This is a genomic window from Clostridioides sp. LIBA-7602 (assembly GCF_056688945.1).
This window is the reverse complement of sequence record NZ_CP196991.1, coordinates 3,395,024-3,416,220: the sequence shown is the minus strand read 5'-3', so window position 1 is coordinate 3,416,220 and position 21,197 is coordinate 3,395,024. Positions and strand designations below refer to the sequence as shown.

General features: G+C 31.4%; 17 protein-coding genes. 15 read left to right on the top strand and 2 right to left on the bottom strand.

What is annotated here, in order from left to right:
* Positions 1–84: 84 nt before the first annotated feature.
* Together ACTG45_RS16020 and ACTG45_RS16015 are read left to right on the top strand one after the other, a co-directional pair.
* The gene (locus ACTG45_RS16020) at positions 85–618 is read left to right on the top strand and encodes a ferritin-like domain-containing protein (protein ID WP_021385885.1); all 534 of its coding nucleotides are present in this window, start codon (positions 85–87) and stop codon (positions 616–618) included.
* An 83-nt stretch (positions 619–701) separates the two neighbouring features.
* Positions 702–1,511: an alpha/beta fold hydrolase gene (locus ACTG45_RS16015; RefSeq protein ID WP_021385929.1), complete on the top strand. Its 810-nt coding sequence runs from the start codon at positions 702–704 to the stop codon at positions 1,509–1,511.
* A gap of 248 nt (positions 1,512–1,759) precedes the next feature.
* Here the strand turns inward: ACTG45_RS16015 and ACTG45_RS16010 are convergent, their stop codons facing one another.
* Both ACTG45_RS16010 and ACTG45_RS16005 read right to left on the bottom strand, forming a co-directional pair.
* The gene (locus ACTG45_RS16010) at positions 1,760–2,995 is read right to left on the bottom strand and encodes an MFS transporter (protein ID WP_479919373.1); all 1,236 of its coding nucleotides are present in this window, start codon (positions 2,993–2,995) and stop codon (positions 1,760–1,762) included.
* Between the two features lie 152 nt (positions 2,996–3,147).
* Positions 3,148–3,621 (bottom strand): MarR family transcriptional regulator, encoded by a 474-nt coding sequence (locus tag ACTG45_RS16005; RefSeq protein ID WP_021385842.1) that lies wholly within the window; start codon positions 3,619–3,621, stop codon positions 3,148–3,150.
* Between the two features lie 247 nt (positions 3,622–3,868).
* On the opposite strand from ACTG45_RS16005, the gene ACTG45_RS16000 reads away from it, so the two are divergent.
* The 13 genes from ACTG45_RS16000 to ACTG45_RS15940 all read left to right on the top strand — a co-directional run bounded on the left by ACTG45_RS16000 (position 3,869) and on the right by ACTG45_RS15940 (position 21,122).
* Positions 3,869–5,914, top strand: coding sequence for a sigma-54 interaction domain-containing protein (locus ACTG45_RS16000; RefSeq protein WP_021385845.1), 2,046 nt, complete (start codon positions 3,869–3,871; stop codon positions 5,912–5,914).
* Between the two features lie 258 nt (positions 5,915–6,172).
* Positions 6,173–7,372, top strand: a complete 1,200-nt coding sequence (locus ACTG45_RS15995) for a dipeptidase (protein ID WP_479917420.1) — start codon at positions 6,173–6,175, stop codon at positions 7,370–7,372.
* 55 nt (positions 7,373–7,427) lie between these two features.
* Complete coding sequence (locus ACTG45_RS15990; protein ID WP_021385864.1) at positions 7,428–8,123, top strand: DUF5058 family protein; 696 nt, start codon at positions 7,428–7,430, stop codon at positions 8,121–8,123.
* 13 nt (positions 8,124–8,136) lie between these two features.
* Positions 8,137–8,814 (top strand): hypothetical protein, encoded by a 678-nt coding sequence (locus tag ACTG45_RS15985; RefSeq protein WP_021385833.1) that lies wholly within the window; start codon positions 8,137–8,139, stop codon positions 8,812–8,814.
* Positions 8,815–8,918: 104 nt separating this feature from the next.
* A complete protein-coding gene (locus ACTG45_RS15980) occupies positions 8,919–10,520 on the top strand; it encodes an N-acyl-D-amino-acid deacylase family protein (RefSeq protein WP_479919372.1) in 1,602 nt (533 codons plus the stop codon).
* Between the two features lie 1,062 nt (positions 10,521–11,582).
* Complete coding sequence (locus tag ACTG45_RS15975; RefSeq protein WP_044213891.1) at positions 11,583–12,908, top strand: solute carrier family 23 protein; 1,326 nt, start codon at positions 11,583–11,585, stop codon at positions 12,906–12,908.
* A 384-nt stretch (positions 12,909–13,292) separates the two neighbouring features.
* The gene (locus ACTG45_RS15970; RefSeq protein ID WP_021385912.1) at positions 13,293–13,772 is read left to right on the top strand and encodes a (2Fe-2S)-binding protein; all 480 of its coding nucleotides are present in this window, start codon (positions 13,293–13,295) and stop codon (positions 13,770–13,772) included.
* Positions 13,765–16,017, top strand: a complete 2,253-nt coding sequence (locus ACTG45_RS15965) for a xanthine dehydrogenase family protein molybdopterin-binding subunit (RefSeq protein ID WP_479919371.1) — start codon at positions 13,765–13,767, stop codon at positions 16,015–16,017. Before ACTG45_RS15970 ends, ACTG45_RS15965 begins: the two co-directional genes overlap by 8 nt.
* 109 nt (positions 16,018–16,126) lie before the next feature.
* Complete coding sequence (locus ACTG45_RS15960) at positions 16,127–16,861, top strand: SDR family oxidoreductase (protein WP_234781140.1); 735 nt, start codon at positions 16,127–16,129, stop codon at positions 16,859–16,861.
* Positions 16,862–16,886: 25 nt separating this feature from the next.
* A complete protein-coding gene (mch, locus tag ACTG45_RS15955; RefSeq protein ID WP_021385945.1) occupies positions 16,887–17,846 on the top strand; it encodes a methenyltetrahydromethanopterin cyclohydrolase in 960 nt (319 codons plus the stop codon).
* Between the two features lie 35 nt (positions 17,847–17,881).
* Positions 17,882–18,862: a thiamine pyrophosphate-dependent dehydrogenase E1 component subunit alpha gene (locus ACTG45_RS15950; protein WP_479917415.1), complete on the top strand. Its 981-nt coding sequence runs from the start codon at positions 17,882–17,884 to the stop codon at positions 18,860–18,862.
* Positions 18,862–19,839, top strand: a complete 978-nt coding sequence (locus tag ACTG45_RS15945; RefSeq protein ID WP_479917414.1) for an alpha-ketoacid dehydrogenase subunit beta — start codon at positions 18,862–18,864, stop codon at positions 19,837–19,839. Before ACTG45_RS15950 ends, ACTG45_RS15945 begins: the two co-directional genes overlap by 1 nt.
* Positions 19,840–19,856: 17 nt before the next feature.
* Positions 19,857–21,122, top strand: coding sequence for a dihydrolipoamide acetyltransferase family protein (locus tag ACTG45_RS15940; RefSeq protein ID WP_479919370.1), 1,266 nt, complete (start codon positions 19,857–19,859; stop codon positions 21,120–21,122).
* Positions 21,123–21,197: the final 75 nt, after the last annotated feature.

The following is a 21,197-nucleotide window of genomic DNA, read 5'->3' as shown; positions in this document are numbered from 1 at the left end:
TTTAAGTTTTAGTATTTAAATCATAGAGACGGATTTATATGCATACAATTAATATCATATGTTAAATTTAGAGGAGGATATATTATGAGTGATGCACATTACGATATGCACAAGAGAAAGGGATATTCAAGTGATGAACCATACCCAGAAATAAGAGTCTTAGGACCAAATAAGTATTATGCAGAACTACTGATGGATGATTATTCTGGTAGAGCTAGTGAATTTACAAGTGTAACACAGTACTTGTACCATGATTTTGATTCAGATGAAAATTATAAAGAACTTAATGAAATGTGGGTAAATATATCTATAACAGAGATGTTACATATGGAGATATTGGCAAAGACAATAAGATTGTTGGGTGGAAACCCTGTATACAGGGGTTCTACAAGTTCATGTGGTGCATATTGGAATGGCAGTTTTGTATATTATGGAGATTCCATTTGCGACAGACTAAAATCAGATTTACACTTGGAGTATGTAGCTATTGATAATTATTATAGAGATATAAGTATTATAGAAGACCCTTATATAAAAGCTATATTAAATAGAATAATTTTAGACGAAAAAGTTCATGTAGGCTTGTTTAAAAAAGCAATAGAAAAGTACTGCAGATAAACTCGAAAGTTTAGCTATTCATAATTTTATTCATATATATAAAATAGATATCATAAATTTTCTTGAAGGGAGTTGCTATTGATATGTATTATGTATATGTAAATGGTATAAATATAGCAGTGTATGATTTAAATCCGCACGCTAAAAAAACAGTACTTTTTATACATGGTTGGCCATTAGGGCATGAGATATTTGAATATCAAACTAATATACTGCCAAAACTTGGATATAGAACAGTTTCAATTGATTTAAGAGGTTTTGGCAAGTCTGATGCAACATCAGGAGGGTATAATTATAGCCAATTAGCAGATGATATTTATAAGGTGGTGCATGCTCTTGGATTAAGAGATTTTACCCTTGTTGGTTTTTCAATGGGGGGAGCAATTGTACTTAGATATATGAGTCTATTTCATGGGTATGGTGTATCAAAATTGGCATTGTTTGCTGCCGCTGCACCATCATTTGTACAAAGACCTCCAGAGTTTCCATATGGTATGACACGTGAGGATGTTAATAAATTAATAGCTCAGGCATGTACTGATAGACCAGAAATGGTAAGTAATTTTGGAGAAAAAGTATTTGCATCTAATCCATCAGAAAGTTTTAGAAGGTGGTTTGACGACATTGGTTTTAGCGCATCGGGTATTGGCACGATTGGAACAGCTGTATCTTTAAGAGATGAAGAATTGTTTAACGATTTAAAATGTGTAAGAGTGCCAACAGGTATATTCCATGGAAAATTAGACCAAGTATGCCCATATGAGTTTGCAGTTTTTATGAATGAAAAAATAGAAGATTCAACTTTATATACTTTTGAGTATAGTGGTCATGCTATATTCTATGATGAACTCAAACTATTTAATCAGGAATTTTTACAGTTTTTAGAGGAATAGAAATATTTTAGTAGCATTTAAAAATAAGATAATATTATATAAAGTGGTATAGATTAAGTCTTATGCCACTTCATATACTATAGATAAATGGGGTTTTAGAACTATCACTAAGTTCTGAGACCCTATTATTATATGTCATTAAAGTTAACTGCTATGTATGTTATTTAGGAAGAATTCCTCTATAAAGAGAAATTAATTAATCTATAATCAAAAATAAAAATAAATGCTTATCTGAATAAAGAATATGTCTATTTATTTATATGTATACTTTTGTATAGGACTGATATTGCTGCTGATATAAGTATTATACCCATGAAAGCAGGGGAAGCATGACCAAATGATACATAGATTTGACCTCCAATGATAGGTCCAATTATTCTCGCTAAAGATTGAATAGATTGGCTACCTCCTTGAATTCTTCCTTGTTCACTAGAATCAACAGATTTGGATACCATTCCATTGAATGAAGGTCCAAAAATTGAATCACCAAAGCCAAATATAAACATTCCAATAATAAAAAGGGGATAGAATGAGAGTAAAGCTGATGCTGCAATAAAGCAGTAACCTGCAATCTCCGAAACCATTCCTAAAATTACTATTTGTACATCACTAAGCTTTAATAAAAGCTTTGGCATTATAAAGCCTTGTGAAATTATATCTTGTATACCCATAATTGAAAACATAAGCCCAATTAGTGTAGGTCCCCAATTGAAAGTATCTAGTGTAAATTGAGAAAAGACAGCCTGTAAAGAGCCATTGGGTATCCAAAGTAAAAATCCTGAGATAAGTAATCTTTTTAAGTTATTTATGGAAAGTACATTTGTGAGTTGAGTAAAGGGATTCAATCTTACAAAAGTAATCTTCTTAAGTCTATTAGTTTTGTCAAGGCTCTCAGGCATATATAAGAATCCATAGATAAAATTTAATAAAGTAATTGTTGCACCGAAATACATAGGTACAGAATAACCAAATCTTGCAAGTAATCCTCCAATAGTGGGTCCTATAGCAGCACCTGCACCTGCAACTGCACTAACCCACCCAAAGTATTTTGTTCGTTGTCCTATAGGGGTGATATCTGCAAAATATGCGAAGATAGTACTTATACTACCTCCTGTTAGTCCTTCTATTATACGTCCTGCAAATAATACCCATAGAGCTCCTCCTATACCAAAGATTAAGTATCCAATTGCAGAGCCTAGGAAGCATATTAAGAGTAAAGGTCGACGGCCATATCTATCACTTAAGGCCCCAAGTCCAGGAGCAGCAAAAAATACACAGAATGCATAAATGGATGTAAGTAGAGTAACGACTATGGCTTGATTTTGGGGGTTAGTTATATAAGGTTGTACTAAGAATGGAACAACAGGATTTATAATACTGAAGCCTATTCCACAAAGAAACACAGACATAAGACCAGATGTTAAAGCTTTTTTATTTAGGGTTTGTTCTATGCTTCCTCTATTGTTTGATTTAAATTTGAACATTTAAATTCTCCTTTCAAAAGTTGATTTTGATTCCTTGGAAACATATTTATCGTATCATCATTTTGTTTCTTTGTCAACAAAAAATGGCGATAAAAAAGCAACCTGTTCTCATCAGAGTTTGGTTGCTACAGTTTCATTTTATTCATTTAAATTTATTCTGATTTAATATCTATATCAAGTTTTCTAATCTCTGCATCCAAATGCCTGTTATACTTTTCTACAAGGTTAATCATACTGTTAAACTGTTCTTCTGTTACATCTTCAAATACAGTTTTATCTCTTTCTTGAAATTCTCTATGCAGTTCCTCATGAACCTTGTTAATTTCTTTTCCTTGTTTAGTAAGCCTAAAATAGATTTCTTTTTTGTTATCCTGTTTTTGATAACTTTCAATATAGCCTTTTTTCATGAGCTTTTTAGTTATTTTGCTCATAGCTCCTCTAGTCATATAAAAAGATTCTGCAAGTTTTGTTACGTTGGAATCTGTATTTTTTGCAATGTATTCTATACAATGTACCTCAGAAGGTTTATAATCCTTAAGTGCCTCTTCCATCTTAGACTTATTAAGCCAAGCCAGTTTGTTAAATAAGTTCCTAAAGCCTGTTATGACTTGTTCTTCTTTATTCATGAACCGTCCTCCAATTCGTTGATGCATTAACAATATTATATTAAATTTTTGTTACTATTACAACAACGTCAAAATAATCATATTAGAAATTGAAGTATAGATGAAAAAATAGAAGATACACTGTTTTCCTATGGAAAATAATAACAAATGATATAAAATATGCTTTTTAAGATTTAAAACTTTTTTAAAAAGTGCTACAATAGACCAAATTATTAGTTTCTATATTAACTAAACAGGAGGTGATGGTATGAAAAAACATAATATTTTATTTGTATCAACAGATGACAAAATAAATATAGATATCTCAAAACAATTAGAAAATATATTTGGAGAATTTTGTAATATAGATAATTTAGTCTATATGGATAGCATAAATATTGAACTATTAAAGTATGAGCTTATAGTGTGTTCAGATAATGAGATAAAAGAGCATATACACAATAATATAGATAAAAATATACCTATTGTAATAGTACATCGTACAATAAATATTGAAAATATAAACCAGATAATAAGTATAGAAAATGATTCTGAAGTTATGGTTATAGATGATTATAAAGAATCAGCAGATGAAACCGCCAAGATAATTAAAAAATTAGGATTAATTCATATTAATCTAATACCATATTATCCAGGATGTGATAAGTCTAAATGTGAGATTGGAATTATTACAGGAAGTAGAAATAGAGTACCACAGAACTTAAAGCAAATAATAGATATAGGGGCTAAAATAATCGATATAAATACAGTTATAGAAATCTTTACAAAGCTGAATATATCTATAGATAAACTACATATTATTAAAGAAAAATATAATGAAGACACAGTAAGTGGATATAGATACTATACAACCATGAATAAAACTATGAAGAGTTTTTTGGAGATTATCGATGAAGGTATTGCTTCTATTGATAAATTAGGGAAATTTATATATTGCAATAAAGTATTTTCTAATCTAGTTGGAATAGACCAAAATGAGATTATATCTAATAATTTTATGGATTTATTTAGTGATAAAATTATTAAAAAAATATTTTTTCAAGAGGATGAAGTTAGTGATGAAGTAGTAAGCCTAAATAACAAAAAACTCATAATTAATAAAGTAAATGTGTATGAAAATAATGAACGAATAAAAAGTATTATAAGTATTAAAGATATAAGTGCAATTCAGATGCTTGAGGATAAGATTCAAAATAAATTTCAGACAAAGGGATTTGTATCAAAGTACACATTTGAGAATGTTGTAGGTGAGAGTAAAATAATAAAAGAAAAAATTAATATAGCAAGAAAAATAGCATCTACAGATTTTTCTGTGTTGATACTTGGGGAAAATGGAACAGGAAAGGAAATATTTGCCCAGGCAATACACAATGAGTCTCTAAGAAAAGACAAGCCGTTTGTTGCAGTCAATCTATCTTCTTTGTCAGATACACTTATTGAAAGCGAACTTTTTGGGTATGAAGAAGGCAGTTTCACAGGTGCGATAAAAGGCGGAAAAATAGGGATATTTGAAAGAGCACATACAGGAACAATTTTTTTAGATGAGATAGGTGATATCTCTCTAGAGGTACAGCAAAGATTGTTGAGAGTTTTACAAGAAAAAGAAGTTATGAGAATGGGCGGAAGTAAAATTATACCAATAGATGTTAGAATTATAGCTGCTACAAATAAAGATTTGAAGAAAAAAATCAAAGAAGGTTCTTTTAGAGAAGATTTGTATTATAGGATTAATGTATTACATATAGAAATACCAAGGCTTAGGGAGCGTAAGGAAGATATACCCCTTATAAGTAAGTATTTTTTGGATGAAATAAATAGCAATAAATGTTTTACAGAAAAATCAATGCAGGTATTAAAATTGTATGAGTGGCCAGGTAATGTGAGAGAGCTTAAGAATTTGATTTATTATATCGACACTATAGTAGAGGAAGATAGAGTAGACTATGAGCATTTGCCAGAACAATTTAAATTTCAAAATAACAATACTTTAGTTAATGAAAATTTTGATTCAATTATATTGGATTTTAAACAATCAAATTTCTTTAATGAGAGTATTTGTATATTGATGAGTATAGAAACTTGGAATAATAAAAATATATCATTAGGAAGAAATAAATTACAAGAAATCTTAAAAGAAAAAAGTATGACATTAAGTGTAGACCAAATTAGAAAAAGAATAGATAAGTTAAAAAAACATGGATTACTGTCATCTGGAGTAAAAAAACAAGGGAGTTTTATAACTGATGAAGGAAAGAATTTTATATCATATGTAAAATTCAAGGGGGAAATATAGGGGGCTATAAATGTGAAATCCCCTAAAAACTCCCTATAATAATTCTAAATAAGTAAAATTATTTTAAATATTGAGATAATTTTAAAAGTATTAAATTAAAAATAAAAAATATTATTTCTAATAAACAGTAGTAAATCATCACTTTACTACCGTTTTTATTTTTTGAAAGATTTAATATACAATTAAAATTTATATTTTGGCATATCAATTGCTACATAGTGAAAATATAAAAAATTGTAGAATTTGGAGGATATTGTTATGAAGTCAGCTTATAAAGGATATGAAGCTTATAGTTATTTAGAAAAGGGAAAAGATATTTCATATATTGAGATGTGTAAAGGAGATAAGAGAGTAAAAGAGTACCTTATCGAGTTAGATGATGTTCAAGAAGCTAAGGTTAAAAATATAGTAGATAACAAAATATTTATATCACTACATGAACATCCAGTTTTATTTCCAGAACACTTAGAAAGAGATATATTTGAATACAATAGAGAGGGCAAACAAAGATGTGCTTATGAAGCATTATCAAGAGGATATTACGATGCTATATTTGATAATTTAATGGATGGTGTATGTACAATAACATCAAATGCAGGATGGAAGTGGGATGATATATTAATAGATTTAGGTATGAGGTTATGTGATTTAGCACACCAAGATTTTGTTATAAAGTGTGAAAAAGTGGAGGATATATACAGAGCTAAAAGTGAAGGTAAAGTGGCATTAATACCAACACTAGAAGGGGCAGCACCAATAGAGAATGAACTTGATAGAATAGATATACTATATGGATTTGGTATAAGGTTAATGGGTATTACATACAGTGAATCCAATGCACTAGGCTCAGGATTAAAAGAAGAAAAAGATGGCGGTCTTACAAATTTTGGTAGAAAAGCTGTTGAAAGAATGAATAAGATTGGAATGGCAATAGATTGTTCTCATGTTGGAGTACAGACAACACTTGATGTTATAGAGTATAGTAAGGACCCAATAATATTAAGCCATGTTGGGGCAAGAAGTTTATGGGATACAAAGAGACTAACTCCAGACGAAGTGCTAATAGCATGTGCTAAAAAAGGAGGGGTTATAGGTGTAGAAGCAGCACCTCATACGACGATAACTGAGAAAAATAAAGAACATTCAATAGAGTCATTTATGGAGCATTTTGAGTATATTAAAAATTTAGTAGGAATAGACCATGTGGCTTTTGGGCCAGATACAGTATATGGTGACCATGTAAAATTACACTCAGTACTAGCTGCTAGATTTGATATAAAAAAGATAACAGGTACAAAAGAACATCCAAAAGTAGAATACGTAAAAGGTCTTGAGAATCCAACTGAGACTTCAAAAAATATTGTTAGATATCTAGTAAAACATGGTTATAGTGATGAGGAAATAGAAAAGGTACTAGGTGGAAATATACTTAGGGTATTGAAGCAGGTATGGAAATAAGTAAATAGAGTAGAAGTATTAATAAAATTTGAGGATTTATAGGGAGGTTTTATAAATGGATTATTTAAAATTAGCTAATCATCCACTCTTGTGGATAGCAAGTACAGTAGCAGTATCAATAGTAGTAGTACAGTCACTTATATTTGCTATAAAGTCTTGTAAAGTTGGTAAAACAATGGGAATAACAGATAAACAAATAAAGTCAGCTGTCAAAAGTAGTGCTATTTCAGCTATAGGACCTTCAATGACTATATTTGCTGGAATGGTATCACTTATAGTTACTATGGGTGGACCTATAGCATGGATGAGACTATCTTTTATAGGTTCTGTAATTTTTGAATCTATGTCAGCTGGATTTGGTACAGATGCATTAGGTATAACTTTGGGTTCTTCTGAAATGACAAAACTTGCATTTACAAATGCAGTTTGGACTATGATACTGGGTTCTTTAGGATGGATAATATTCACATTACTATTTGGACATAAATTAGATAAGATAACCAATGTTATATCTAGTGGAAAGAAATCATTTATACCAATAATATCTTTAGGAGCTATGCTAGGTTCATTTGCATATCTAAACGCTGATAGGGTGTTGCGTTTTGATAATGGTACAATCGCATGTATAAGTGGGATGGTTATAATGATAATATTATGTATGCTTGAAAAGAAGAAAAATATAAAATGGTTAAGAGAGTGGGGGCTTACAATATCAATGTTCAGCGGAATGATAATAGCTTCAATAATATAAAGGGGGGAGTTTTATGAGTAAAGTAAAATCTATATACAATGAAGAATACTTACCTTTTATGATAAGGTATGGAAGATTGACATTATCTTTGGGTATTATAGCAGCATTGGTACCTGGAATAATTTTGAGTTTTGGATTTGGTCTTATGCCTCCAATATCAGCACTATTGGCAAGTACGATGGCAATTGTTAGTATGAGTGCACCAAACTATATAATAGAACCAGTTTCTTATTCGCCAATTTTAGGTATACCAGGAACTTATATGAGTTTTCTTTCTGGGAATATATCTAATATGAGGCTCCCATGTTCAATAGCAGCTCAAAAAGCAGCAGAAGTTGAATCAGGAACAGAAGAAGGTTCAATAATATCTACAATAGGTATAGCTGTATCTATTTTAGTGAATATAAGTATATTAACGATAGGAGTAATTCTAGGAGGAAGTGTATTATCTAAGATTCCAGCTGAAGTAGTAGAGAAACTAAATTTAATCTTACCAGCTCTATTTGGGTCAGTATTTGGACAAGTATTCTTACAAGATAAAAAATTAGGTTTAGTAGCAATCGTAATATCTGTATTGACTATTATACTATCAAAGCAAGGTATAATACCTCAGTCCTTAGTAGTTCTTATATGTGTATTTGGAACTATATTAATTGCAAGAGCTCTGTATAAAGATAAGCTTAGCGATTAACAATAGTGAAATGATAATAAGTTTTTAAATATAATAATTTACTTTTAAGGTATAAAAAATTACAATGAATATTACTAAAAATGTGGCTTTAGGGAGGGAGTATCTTGATATACGATTTAATCTTAAAAAATGGATTTATAGTAGATGGTACGGGAAATACTGGTTTTTATGGGGATATAGCAATTAAAGACAACTTAATAGTTAAAATAAATTCTGAGATAAATAAAAATACAAATAAAGAAATTGATTGTTGTGGAAAAGTTATAACACCTGGATTTATTGACCCTCATGTTCATGAAGAGATAGTAGCAATACTAGATGGAAAATTTGAAAAATTCCTAAAACAAGGAGTTACAACAACTATAAATGGTAACTGTGGACATTCTATAACACCATATTCTTCTGAAAATATATATGAATATATGTATAAAAACGGCCTATTACTTGAAGAAGAGAAAAAATATCTTATAGATAAAAATAAATATTGGAATAATTTTACAGAATATTGCGACCTTATATCTGAAAGTAGTATTTCTATTAATATGGGATTTTTATTGGGGCATGGTACTATAAGATGGAGTGTTATGGGAGGGTCTAAAGATAGACCTCCTACAGAAAAAGAAAAAAATGAAATTGCAGAGATAATAAATGATGGCATGAAAAGCGGAGCTTTTGGAATATCTACTGGATTGGCATATATACCAAGTAAGTATGCTGATATCGATGAACTGGTTGATATTGCAAAGTTAATTAAAGAACAGGATGGTATATATACATCTCATATTAGAGATTACATAGGAAGATATAATGCAGTAAAAGAAACTATAGAGGTAGGTCAAAAAAGTGGTGCTAGAGTCCAAGTATCGCATTTAAGTCCAGTTGAAGTAGAAGCCTTTGATGAGATATTAAAAGCAAGATACAATGGTGTTGATATAATGGTTGATACAGTGCCAAGAAGTTCTGGGCATTGCATGAAGAAAAAAAGAGTGATTCAATTTATTATGGCAATATCATCTAGTCTATTTGAATTAGGTATAGATGGAGTAATGGATGCTCTTAGAAATGAAGAGGGAAGAGCGCTTATATTAAAAGAGGCATTTATACTTGGAGATAGAGGGAGTATAATACTCCTAAACACTAAGGATATTGACATGGAAAAGAAATCAATACGTGAAATAGCCATACAAAAAGGTATGGATGAGGACAAGTTATTACTCGATTTACTTTTATATGGAGATGAAGAGCTTATCTTTTGTTTAGGGGGAATGTATAGAGCTGATTTTCCGGATAAATTGCATGATGATAAAATAATTGATAACCCATTTGTTATGGTTGGTTCAGATTGTTTGTTTAGTGTAGGTGGGGATATGTCATGGTTTGAACTACAAAGAAGAGGAGCTTTTCCAATTTTCTTCAATATGTACAGAAAATCAGGTGTAAGACTAGAAGAAATTGTAAGAAGAGTAACCTCATTACCAGCTAGGCAGTTTAAAATAAAAAATAGAGGTATTCTTGAAGAAGGAAAAATAGCTGATATAGCTGTTATTGATATGGAGAACTATAGTTATCCTAGGTCAGAAAATATTGATTTTTCAAATCCACAATTATTAGCTACAGGTGTTGAATATGTAATTGTAAATGGAAAAATTGCATTGGAAGATGGGAAGGTTACTGGTAATCAATATGGTGAAGTATTAAAAAAATAAATTCTTGAAAATAATAGAAATCTAAAAATTAAATAAATACCAAACAAGTAAAGACGAAATTTGAAATTTATTTAAATAAAAATCATGTTTCGTTTTTACTTATAGTAATAAAATTTAATTTATTTTAATAAAAGTGAAGATGCATATAAAAAATATTTCTATTCTGTAGTGAAAAAATTAATATTTTTAAACATTAAATTATGTAGAAAAATTGGATAAATAAAAAATTATATCGTTTTGGGAAAAATACTTTATAAACAAAAAATGATAAAATTATAACGAAAATATGGAAGTTATATTAAAAAAATAATTATATATTTCATGACTTAAAAATCATAGAAATAATTCAAATTATGTTATATATATTAAAATGATATAAAATAAAATTATGATTTTAAATATATACGTTTGTTGGTTGTGAGTATATGTAAAATATAGTATTTATCACAGTATTACAGTTGTCTGATAAAGAAAATTTCTAACTGCTTAAGAAGAGCTTTTCTACCTATTAGTTAACATAATTTACTTATACAAAATATGATAAATGTAATATAGATAAGTATTATATATTATGGTTATCGTAGAAATATAACATGTAAAATAACTTTAGATTAAGCTATAATTCTTTATATATATCTTATAAAGCTAAGTAAAAATGATAAAAAAATAACATATATTTAAGCATTAAAGAATTTTAATTCTGACTTTGTTCTACAAAATAAGTATTATTTTTATTTTAAGAAATATAAATAAAGTTGAAATTAAATTGTCAGAATAATCTTGACAGTATAAAATCATGACTGTATAATACAATTAAAAATCGGATTAATTACCTAGTTTACAAAAAATAAAAATAATGCTAAAAGCAAACGTTTTATTTTTTTAGTAAGTAATCCTCCGCCACTCCTTAAATTAGAGCTTTTCTAATTTCAAAATGTATAACTAAAACTTCATAATTTAACTGTGCAATATTTATTAGGCTCTAACTTTTAAGGTTACTAATAATTTATTACATAGCTCCATACATTTGGCGGCAATGGCGGGAGCGATAAGGGGTAAGATATGGAAAATTACAAGTATGGATTTAACGACAAGCCAAAGTTTCTAACAGCAATACCGCTTAGTATGCAACATGTTTTTTCTGCTTTTGCGGGTACTATGTCTGGTGCTATTTTAGTAGCTGTTGGCATGGGTCTCTCACTAAGTGAGACTGCATTTTTGATTCAATGTTCGATGTTGATTGCAGGAGTGAGCACCATACTGCAATCTATGGGGATTGGGCCAGTAGGGTCACGGTTGCCAATTGTTACTGGTGGTAGTTTCACCTTTGTAGCACCATTAATTGCCTTAGGTACAAATAATGATGTTGGTATTGCTGGAGCTTTTGGGGCAGTACTTGTAGGAAGTGTAGTTTTAACTTTAGTAGGACCATATGCAGTAAAATATTTGCATAAATATTTTACACCTACGGTTACAGGAAGTGTCGTTTTAGCAGTTGGGTTATCACTTATGAGTTCTTCGTTTGACTATGCAGTATCATTTGATGTTCATAGCCCAGATGTAGTTGCTAATTTTTCTTTAGCTGTATTTACATTGCTGTTGACACTCATTTTAAATCAATTCGGAAAAGGTTTTCTAAAGGTAGCATCCATAATAATTTCAATAGTGATAGGGTATGTAGTAGCAGTGATATTTGGTATGGTTGATTTTTCTAGTATGGCACAAGCAAATTGGTTTGCAATGCCAAAGCCTGTATTTTGGGGGCTGGAGTTCAACTTAGGGGCTATTATGACCATATGTACGATTCATATTGTTACAGTTATGGAAATAATAGGAGATACGACAGGCGTTGTCAGCTCTGTTGAGAATCGATTACCTACACAAACAGAATTGATGAGAGCAGTAAGAGCAGATGGAGTTGGAAGTTGTTTTGCAGCTTTGTTCAATGGACTTCCAGTTATATCAGGTAGCCCAAACATAGGAATAATTTGTATGACAGGTGTTGCAAGTAGGTACATAGTAGCACTTGGAGGAGTAATGTTAGGTATTTTAGCATTTTTCCCAAAGTTTGCACAAATATTAGCTTTAACACCAGACCCAGTTATTGGGGGAACATTAGTTATGATGTTTGGAACAATTGCATCATCAGGTATTAAAGTTATTGGAATGGGTAAAATGACAAATCGCAATATAACAATTTTAGCAGTTTCATTAGGTATTGGTATGGGTGGTTATTTTAATCAAGCTGCATTAGCATTTTTACCAAGTATAGTAGTCACTTTAATGACTGGTATATCTGGAACAGCTTTATTGTCTTTAATACTAAATATCATATTACCTAAAGAAAAAGAAGATGTAGTTGAAAGTGAAGTAAGTTGTAAAGCTTAGAGAACGTAATTCTAAAGGATATCCAAGAAGGAGCGCCTTGCTTCTATTTTTTTTACCAAAAATAGGATTGAACTTTGAAGGAAACCTAATAGCTTATAATACAATCTGAAAGGATATCCAAGAAGGAGCGCCTTGCTTCTATTTTTTTTACCCAAAAACCTTAAAAATTTGAATAATCAAAAGATATGATACTCATTTTAATAAAAGTATAATCTGAAAGGATATCCAAGAGGAGCGCCTTGCTCCTCTTTTTTTAGCCATAATTAGAGGGCTTTGTGTGAAAAAGAGTTGAAAAAAGGGCTTAAATAATATAGACAAAGTAATTAAAATCTCAATTTTGTAGAGATATACATAATTAAATTCTGTAGATGGAAGGTGAAGATTATGGAGGTTATTGAACTCGATATAAATGGCAGAGTCAGAGAGGTAGCCATAGAAAATAAGTGGACTTTACTTTATGTCTTAAGAGAAAAATTTAATCTAACTGGAAGTAAATGTGGATGTAGTACAGGTGATTGTGGAGCTTGTAAAATAATTTTAGATGGAGAAGCAGTGAATTCATGTCTGATTTTAGCAAAAAACGCAGTGGGTAAGAAAATCCTGACAATTGAAGGGTTATCAGATGGAGTCAGTATACATCCAATCCAACAAGCATTTATTGATTGTGGAGCTGTACAATGTGGGTATTGTACTCCAGGTATGATAATGTCAGCAAAAGCTTTGTTGGATAAAAATCCAAATCCTTCTGAAATGGATATTAGAAAATCCATAGACAATAATCTTTGTAGATGCACAGGATATGTAAAAATTGTTGAGGCTATACTTTTATCAGCAAAAAGGATGGGAGGTGTGGTATGTGAGTAATGAACTAAGTGTTATAGGTGGAAGAGTTCCAATAAGGGATGCCGTGCTTAAAGCCACTGGTCAACTTAGATATACAGCAGATATGAAAATCCCAAATATGCTATATGCAAAAGTATTATTTAGTCCTGTAGCACATGCAAAAATCAAGAGAATAGACACATCAAAAGCAGAAAAGTTAGAAGGAGTAAAAGCTGTAGCTACATATAAAAATTCACCAAGAATAGCTTTTAATAGTGCAATGAGGTTTTATGAGCATGAGTTGCCTGAAGTTGAATATATTTTTGACGATGTTGTTCGTTTTGTGGGGGATAAAGTTGCAGCTGTTGCAGCTGAAGATTTAAAAACAGCTGAAAAGGCATTGAAACTTATTGAAGTTGAGTATGAAGAATTACCTTCAGTATTCAATCCAGAAGAAGCAATAAAAGAAAATGCATATCCAATACATAAAGGCGGTAATAAACTTCCAGAAAATGTGCAAGAATGTGGAAATGTGGAAGAAGCTATGAAAAAAGCTGATTATGTTTTTGAAGATAAATATACACTACCAGCTATACATCATGGAGCTATAGAAACTCATGTTGCTATTGCAGATTATGATTATAGTGGAAAACTTACAGTTTATAGCCCTAATCAAAATACTTTTGCTTTTAGAGTAATATTATCTAAAATATTTGAATTGCCAATGAATAAAGTAAGATTGATAAGTCCAGCTATTGGTGGTGCTTTTGGAGGCAAATTGGAAATTACTATTGAGCCAATAGTAGCTTTGCTAGCAAAACTATCAGGTAGACCTGTCAAATTAGAGCTTAATAGGAGAGAAACTATAGCCTCAACAAGAACTAGACATGGTGCAGTTGTATACCTAAAAACAGGTGCTATGAAAGATGGTCAAATTATAGCACAAGATATGAAAGTTATTACAAATACAGGAGCATATGCATCAAGTGCCTTAAATGTGATAGGAGCTATGAGCCATAAAGTATTTAAAGCATATAAAATTGAAAATATGAGATACACTGGGATTCCAGTGTATACAAATACTCCAATTGCAGGAGCTATGAGAGGATATGGTTCTCCACAAGCTTTCTTTGCTCAACAATCACAACTAAATAAAATTGCAAAGAAACTCAACATGGATATTTTAGATTTACAACTTAAGAATTTAGTTGAGCCTGATGGAATAGATCAGCGATTTAAAAGTCCTCATGGAAATCCAAGACCAATGGACTGTATCAAGAAAGGAATGGAACTATTTGAATGGAAAAAACAGATTAAACAACAAAACGATCCAAGTGGTAGATTCTTAATTGGTATAGGTATGGCAGTTGGTTCACATGGAAATGGATGCTTTGGGGCACATAGAGATATAACAGCTCTGATGCTTAAGATGAATGAAGATGGTTCAGCTGTATTATATACAGGTACTCACGATATGGGAAATGCATCTGTAAGTGTTCAAGTACAAATTATATCTGAAATACTTGGAATAAGACAAGAAAAAATAGAATGTATACAGGCAGATACAGAAGCATCACCATGGAATCTAGGTGACTATGCAAGTAGAGGAGTATTCGTATCTGGAAATGCAGCTTTAAAAGTTGCAAATTCAGTGAAAAAACAACTTTTAAAAGAAGCATCGCAACTTTTGGAAGAGGATGAGGAATGTATAGAATTAAAAAATGACAAAGTATATTCTATTAAAAACAAAGATAAACAAGCTACATTGTGTGATGTCATGATACATGCACAAAGAGTAAATTTAAGAGAAATTATTGGGGTTGAAACATTTGCTTCAAATACTGGTGCAAGTTCATATGGTGCACATTTTGCCAAAGTTGAAGTTGATACAAAATTAGGAAATGTAAAGGTGTTAGAATATGTGGCAGTGCATGATGTAGGAAAAGCACTAAACCCAATGTCTGTAGAAGGTCAGATTGAAGGAGCAATTCAAATGGGAATAGGATATGCGTTGACAGAGGCACTTGAATTTGATGATAGAGGAAGAATAAAGGCTAATTCATTTCGTTCGTACCACATGATAAAAGCAAGTGAAATGCCTAAGATAAAAGTAGGGATGATAGAATGTGGAGAACCTGGAGGTCCATTTGGAGCTAAGAGTATAGGGGAATGTTCAGTAGTACCATCAGCACCAGCAGTGGCAAATGCTGTAGCAAATGCATTGAAGTGTGATTTTTATAGTTTGCCATTAAAGAAAGATATTTTACTAGAGAATATAAATATTTAATCTTCTCTTATAAAAAATAGAAAACTATTTAAGAAATTTTAGATATTGTAGTGTAATAATTTTCTCTAGAGTAAGTATAAATTATGTAAATGTAAGGGGTGTGATGGTTGTGGATTTAAGGTTTAGAGATAAAGTTGTTGTGATAACAGGAGCAGGTCAAGGCTTAGGAGCAGGTTTTGCTTTAGATTTTGGTATAGAAGGGGCAATTGTAATTTTGCTTGGTAGAACTAAAAGTAAGTTGGATAATATTGCAGAGAAAATCATCAAATCTGGCGGTAGAGCATTTGTTTCAGTTTGTGATGTAAGTAACTCTGAAGAAGTAGACAATTGCTTTAAAAATTTAATAGAAAACTTTGGAGTTGTAGATGTTTTGATTAATAATGTTGCTATTCATAAATCATCTCCAGTAATTGACACTACAGCTGAAGAATGGGATGCTCAAATAAAGACGAATTTGAGTGGAACTTTTTATTGTACTAAGGCTGTTCTCAAGACAATGATAGATAAAAGATATGGAAAAATAATAAATATTAGTTCTACAGCAGCAAAGCACTTTTTTCCAGGATTTGGTGCATATGCAGCTTCTAAAGGAGGCGTGGTAAGTTTTACTCAAACTTTATCTGAAGAAGTGAAAGAATATGGAATTAATGTAAACGCAATATATTTAGGAATGACAAATACAGAATATACAAGAAAAAGATTTGACTATGATGATGCAGTTACAATACCACTTGAAGAAATGTTGCAAGTAGAAGAAGTATCAAAGGTTGTGACTTTTTTAGCATCTGATGAAGCTAGTCCAATAATGGGGGCTGCAATTGATGTCTGTGGAAAAAAGGCATAAATAAAATATATTGAGAGGTATAAAAATGATAAGTTTAAATAAAAAGGCAATGGTAGTAGTAAGAGAAATACTGGAAGATGCAGAATCATTAGGATGTGAAGTTATTAAGACAGATTGTGGAGCAACTATAATTGATATGGGTCTAAATTGTAGTGGAAGTTGGAAAGCAGGTGTTTTATTTACCAGAGCTTCTATAGGTGATTTAGGAATAGTAACACTGGGAGATTTTAAATTAAATGAAGAATATTCTTTTTCATCTGTTGAAGTATTCATAGATAAGCCTTTAATTGCATGTATGGGTTCACAGATTGCAGGATGGAAACTGGGTGAAGGAGAGTTTGCAACTATAGGGTCAGGTCCAGCAAGAGCTTTAGCAAGAGTTAAATCAGATTGGTATTTTGAAATGACTCCATATGAAGATGATTATCATGAAGCAGTCTTATGCATTCAAGATGTAAAATACCCTGATGAGAAAACCATTTTAGAAATTGCAAATGCTTGTAGAGTAAAACCAGAAGACACATATATATTGATTTCACCGAGTACATGTATTGTAGCATCAATGCAAGTATCAGCAAGAATCATTGAGCAAGTATGTCATAAAATGTTTGAAAAAAACTTCGATGCAGGTCAAATTGTACTTGCAAGAGGAAAAGCACCAATAGCACCAATAGTAAAAGATGAAATTAAAACTATGGGAAGAATAAATGATGCATTAATTTATGGTAGTGAAACTGAGTTTTGGGTAGACTCAACTGACACTGCTATTGCAAAGACTATACACCAATTGGCAGGAAAAACATCATCTCCAAATTATGGAGAGTTGTTTGAGGATGTATTTGAAAAAGCAGGAAGAGATTTTTTCTATGTAGACCATGATGTACATTCAATTGGCAAAATACAGATACACAATATAAATACTGGAAAATCATTTTCATCAGGAGAGATAAACTATTCAGCTCTTGAAAGAAGTTTCTTAAAATAAATGATTTAAATTCTATTAGTTTAGGGGGATACAAAATGGTATTAGATAAAACAAGATTAGAAAAATTATACCGTGATATGGTTATGATTCGAAGATTTGAAGAAGTAATAGAAGAGTATGCTGCAAATGGAACTATACCAGGATTTGTGCATTTAAGTATAGGGCAGGAGGCTTGTCAAGCAGGTATAGTAGATGCACTTAGAAAAACAGATTATAAATTTCCAGACCATAGAGGACATGGAACTATAGCACTTTGTGGAACCGACCCAAAACTTGTAATGGCTGAAATATTTGCTAAAGCTACAGGTATAAATGGTGGCAGAGGTGGTTCAATGCATATAAATGATATTGAATGTAGAAATATGGGATTCAATGGAATACAAGGTTCTACGATGGTAACTTGCCTAGGTACAGCTTTTGCATCTGTATATAAAGAAACTGACGATGTTACAGCAGTATTTTTAGGTGATGGCACTTTGGGAGAAGGTACTTGTCATGAAAGCCTTAACATGTCAGCCACATGGAAACTACCAATCATATACTGTTTGCTTAATAATCAGTATGCTATATCTACACACTATACAGATTCTCATCCTCAAAAAGAATTAAAAACATGGGGTGAAGGATACGAGATTCCAAGTTATAGAGTAGATGGTAATGATGTAGAAGCAGTAATTGAGATAGTAGAAAAAGCAGCAGATAGAGCAAGAAAAGGAGAAGGTCCAACATTGATAGAGTTTCTTACTTATCGTTGGCAAGGTCATTTTGCAGGGGACCCAGCAGCATATAGACCTGAAGAAGAAGTTAAGTACTGGAAAGACAGAGACCCAATAAAGTTAACGAGAAAAATACTTATTGAAAGAGAAGGTATGTCAGACGATGTACTTAAAGATATTGAAGAAGAGATAGAAGATGATGTTCAAGAAATGCTAAGATTCTCATTGGAGAGTCCATCACCAGATGTTAAAGATGCAGTTACACACACATATGTTGATAGAGAGGTGGAAATAAGATAATGGGAAGAAAACTTTCGTATGGAATGGCAATAAATGAAGCACTTCATCAAGCTATGGAAAATGATGATAGAGTTTTTATATTAGGTGAAGATGTCGCTAAAATGGGTGGAGATTTTGGAATTACCAAAGGAATAATGGCTAAATGGCCAAATAGAATCAAGGATACAGCTTTATCTGAGTCAGCTATATTAGGATTATCAAATGGAGCGGCACTTTGTGGACTAAGACCCGTACCTGAGATAATGTTTGCAGACTTTTTAGGTGTTTGTTTTGACCAACTTGTAAATAATGCAGCAAAGCTTAATTTTATGTTTCAGGGGAAAGCTCATTGTCCAATTACAGTTCGTGCTGTACAGGGTGCTGGTATACGTTGTGCATATCATCATTCAGTTTGTGCAGAATCATGGTTTATGAATACTCCAGGGCTTGTAGTAGTTTCACCAACAACACCTTATGAAGCCAAGGGAATGTTACTTTCGGCTATAAAGAACGATAATCCAGTATTATTTTTGGAACATAAAATGCTATATAACGTTAAAGGTGAAGTACCAGTTGAACCATATGAGATTCCTCTATATGAAGCTGAGATTGAGAGAGTAGGTAGTGATGTTACAATAGTAGCTACTCAAATGATGTTAGGTCTAGCACACAAAGCGGCAAATGAACTTCAAAAAGAAGGAATTAATGTAGAGATAATCGACCTTAGAACTGTTTTTCCTTATGACAAAAAAACTATAGTAGAGTCAGTAGCAAAAACTAGCAGATTGGTCATTGCTCAAGAAGGACCAAGAGTAGGAGGATGGGCGGCTGAAATATCTGCCATGATAAATGAAGATGTATTTGAGTATCTAAGTGCACCAATAAAAAGAGTTACATCAATTGATGCTCCAGTAGCATATGCACCAGTTTTAGAGGATTTTGTTTTGCCAAAATTAGAAAATCTAATTAGAGCTTGTAGAGAAGTTATGCAATATTAATCAAGGGAGGATAAGTCATGATTACAGAGGTTAAAATGCCAAAGTTTGGTCTTTCTATGGAAGATGGGACAATTGGCACATGGTTGATTGAAGAAGGTGCCATTGTAAATAAGGGGGATGAACTTTTAGAAATTGAAACTGATAAGATAACAAATACAGTTGAAGCTACAGAAAGTGGGGTACTAAGAAAGATACTGTTTGAAGAGGGTGAAGTTGTAAATTGTGGAGAAATAATTTGTATAATTGCAGATGAAAATGAAGATATTAGTGGACTTAATCAAACAGTTAAAACAAATATAGAGAAAGAAGAAGATACTTTAAGCTTAGAACAGATAACAGAGGTAAAAAATTTAGTGGTAGAGAAGAAAATAACTCCAAGAGCTAAAAAAATAGCTGAAGAGAAAGGAATTAACTACTCAAACATAGAGGGTACAGGAATACATGGAGCAATAACAATTGATGATTTAAAAAATTTCATGAATAAAAATCTAGAGGAAAAGGTCGTTGAAACTAATCAAATTAAAGTAGCTGAAAAAGGAGTACGGCAAGATGCTACATCTATTCCTCAAATAAAGAGTGCTAAGGCAACTATAGGGGAAAATGATGTAGTAACTAAAATGACTCAAATGCAAAATATAATAGCGAAAAAAATGCATGAGAGTTTATTGACAACAGCTCAAACTACGATTGCTACTGAATTAGAAATTACAAATTTAACCAAAGTATATAAGAGTCTAAAAGAAAAGTATAAAAATGTAGGTGTTAAATTGAGTTATACAGCTCTTATAATAAAAGCTGTAGCCCAAGCACTCGAAAATCATCCTAAACTTAGAACACAAGTATTTGATGAAAATCATTTTAAAATAAATGATGAAATTAATGTAGGTGTAGCTGTAGACATTCCAAATGGATTAGTAGTACCTGTAATAAAGAATGCAAATTTAAAAGATTTAAGAACAATATGTATAGAGTTGAGTGATTTAAGTGAAAGAGCTAAAAATAATCAGTTAAATCAAGATGAAATGAGTAATGGAACTATTACTATAACTAATTTAGGCATGTTCGGAATAACATATTTTACTCCAGTATTAAATACACCAGAAAGTGCCATTTTAGGTATTGGAAGTATAATAGAAAAGGTTCTTGTAAAAGATGGTGCATTTTATGCTGGTTCTATAATGAATATGAGTTTGACTCATGACCATAGAGTGGTAGATGGAGCCCCTGGTGCACGTTTTCTTCAAGAAGTTACTCAAAATCTCTTAGATTTTAGATGGATGTAAAATAATATTATAAGCACCACAGTAATCGACAGATAGTTTGTTATGCGTTTCTCGAAAGATTTTTCTCTCCAAACT

Excerpts from the sequence above, each read along its gene's own strand:
- ACTG45_RS16005 (WP_021385842.1), bottom strand. The coding sequence starts at position 3,621 with ATGAATAAAGAAGAACAAGTCATAACAGGCTTTAGGAACTTATTTAAC.
- ACTG45_RS15985 (WP_021385833.1), top strand. The coding sequence starts at position 8,137 with ATGAGTAAAGTAAAATCTATATACAATGAAGAATACTTACCTTTTATG.
- ACTG45_RS16010 (WP_479919373.1), bottom strand. The coding sequence starts at position 2,995 with ATGTTCAAATTTAAATCAAACAATAGAGGAAGCATAGAACAAACCCTA.
- ACTG45_RS15990 (WP_021385864.1), top strand. The coding sequence starts at position 7,428 with ATGGATTATTTAAAATTAGCTAATCATCCACTCTTGTGGATAGCAAGT.
- ACTG45_RS16000 (WP_021385845.1), top strand. The coding sequence starts at position 3,869 with ATGAAAAAACATAATATTTTATTTGTATCAACAGATGACAAAATAAAT.
- ACTG45_RS16015 (WP_021385929.1), top strand. The coding sequence starts at position 702 with ATGTATTATGTATATGTAAATGGTATAAATATAGCAGTGTATGATTTA.
- ACTG45_RS16020 (WP_021385885.1), top strand. The coding sequence starts at position 85 with ATGAGTGATGCACATTACGATATGCACAAGAGAAAGGGATATTCAAGT.
- ACTG45_RS15940 (WP_479919370.1), top strand. The coding sequence starts at position 19,857 with ATGATTACAGAGGTTAAAATGCCAAAGTTTGGTCTTTCTATGGAAGAT.
- ACTG45_RS15945 (WP_479917414.1), top strand. The coding sequence starts at position 18,862 with ATGGGAAGAAAACTTTCGTATGGAATGGCAATAAATGAAGCACTTCAT.
- ACTG45_RS15995 (WP_479917420.1), top strand. The coding sequence starts at position 6,173 with ATGAAGTCAGCTTATAAAGGATATGAAGCTTATAGTTATTTAGAAAAG.
- ACTG45_RS15970 (WP_021385912.1), top strand. The coding sequence starts at position 13,293 with ATGGAGGTTATTGAACTCGATATAAATGGCAGAGTCAGAGAGGTAGCC.
- mch (WP_021385945.1), top strand. The coding sequence starts at position 16,887 with ATGATAAGTTTAAATAAAAAGGCAATGGTAGTAGTAAGAGAAATACTG.
- ACTG45_RS15975 (WP_044213891.1), top strand. The coding sequence starts at position 11,583 with ATGGAAAATTACAAGTATGGATTTAACGACAAGCCAAAGTTTCTAACA.
- ACTG45_RS15950 (WP_479917415.1), top strand. The coding sequence starts at position 17,882 with ATGGTATTAGATAAAACAAGATTAGAAAAATTATACCGTGATATGGTT.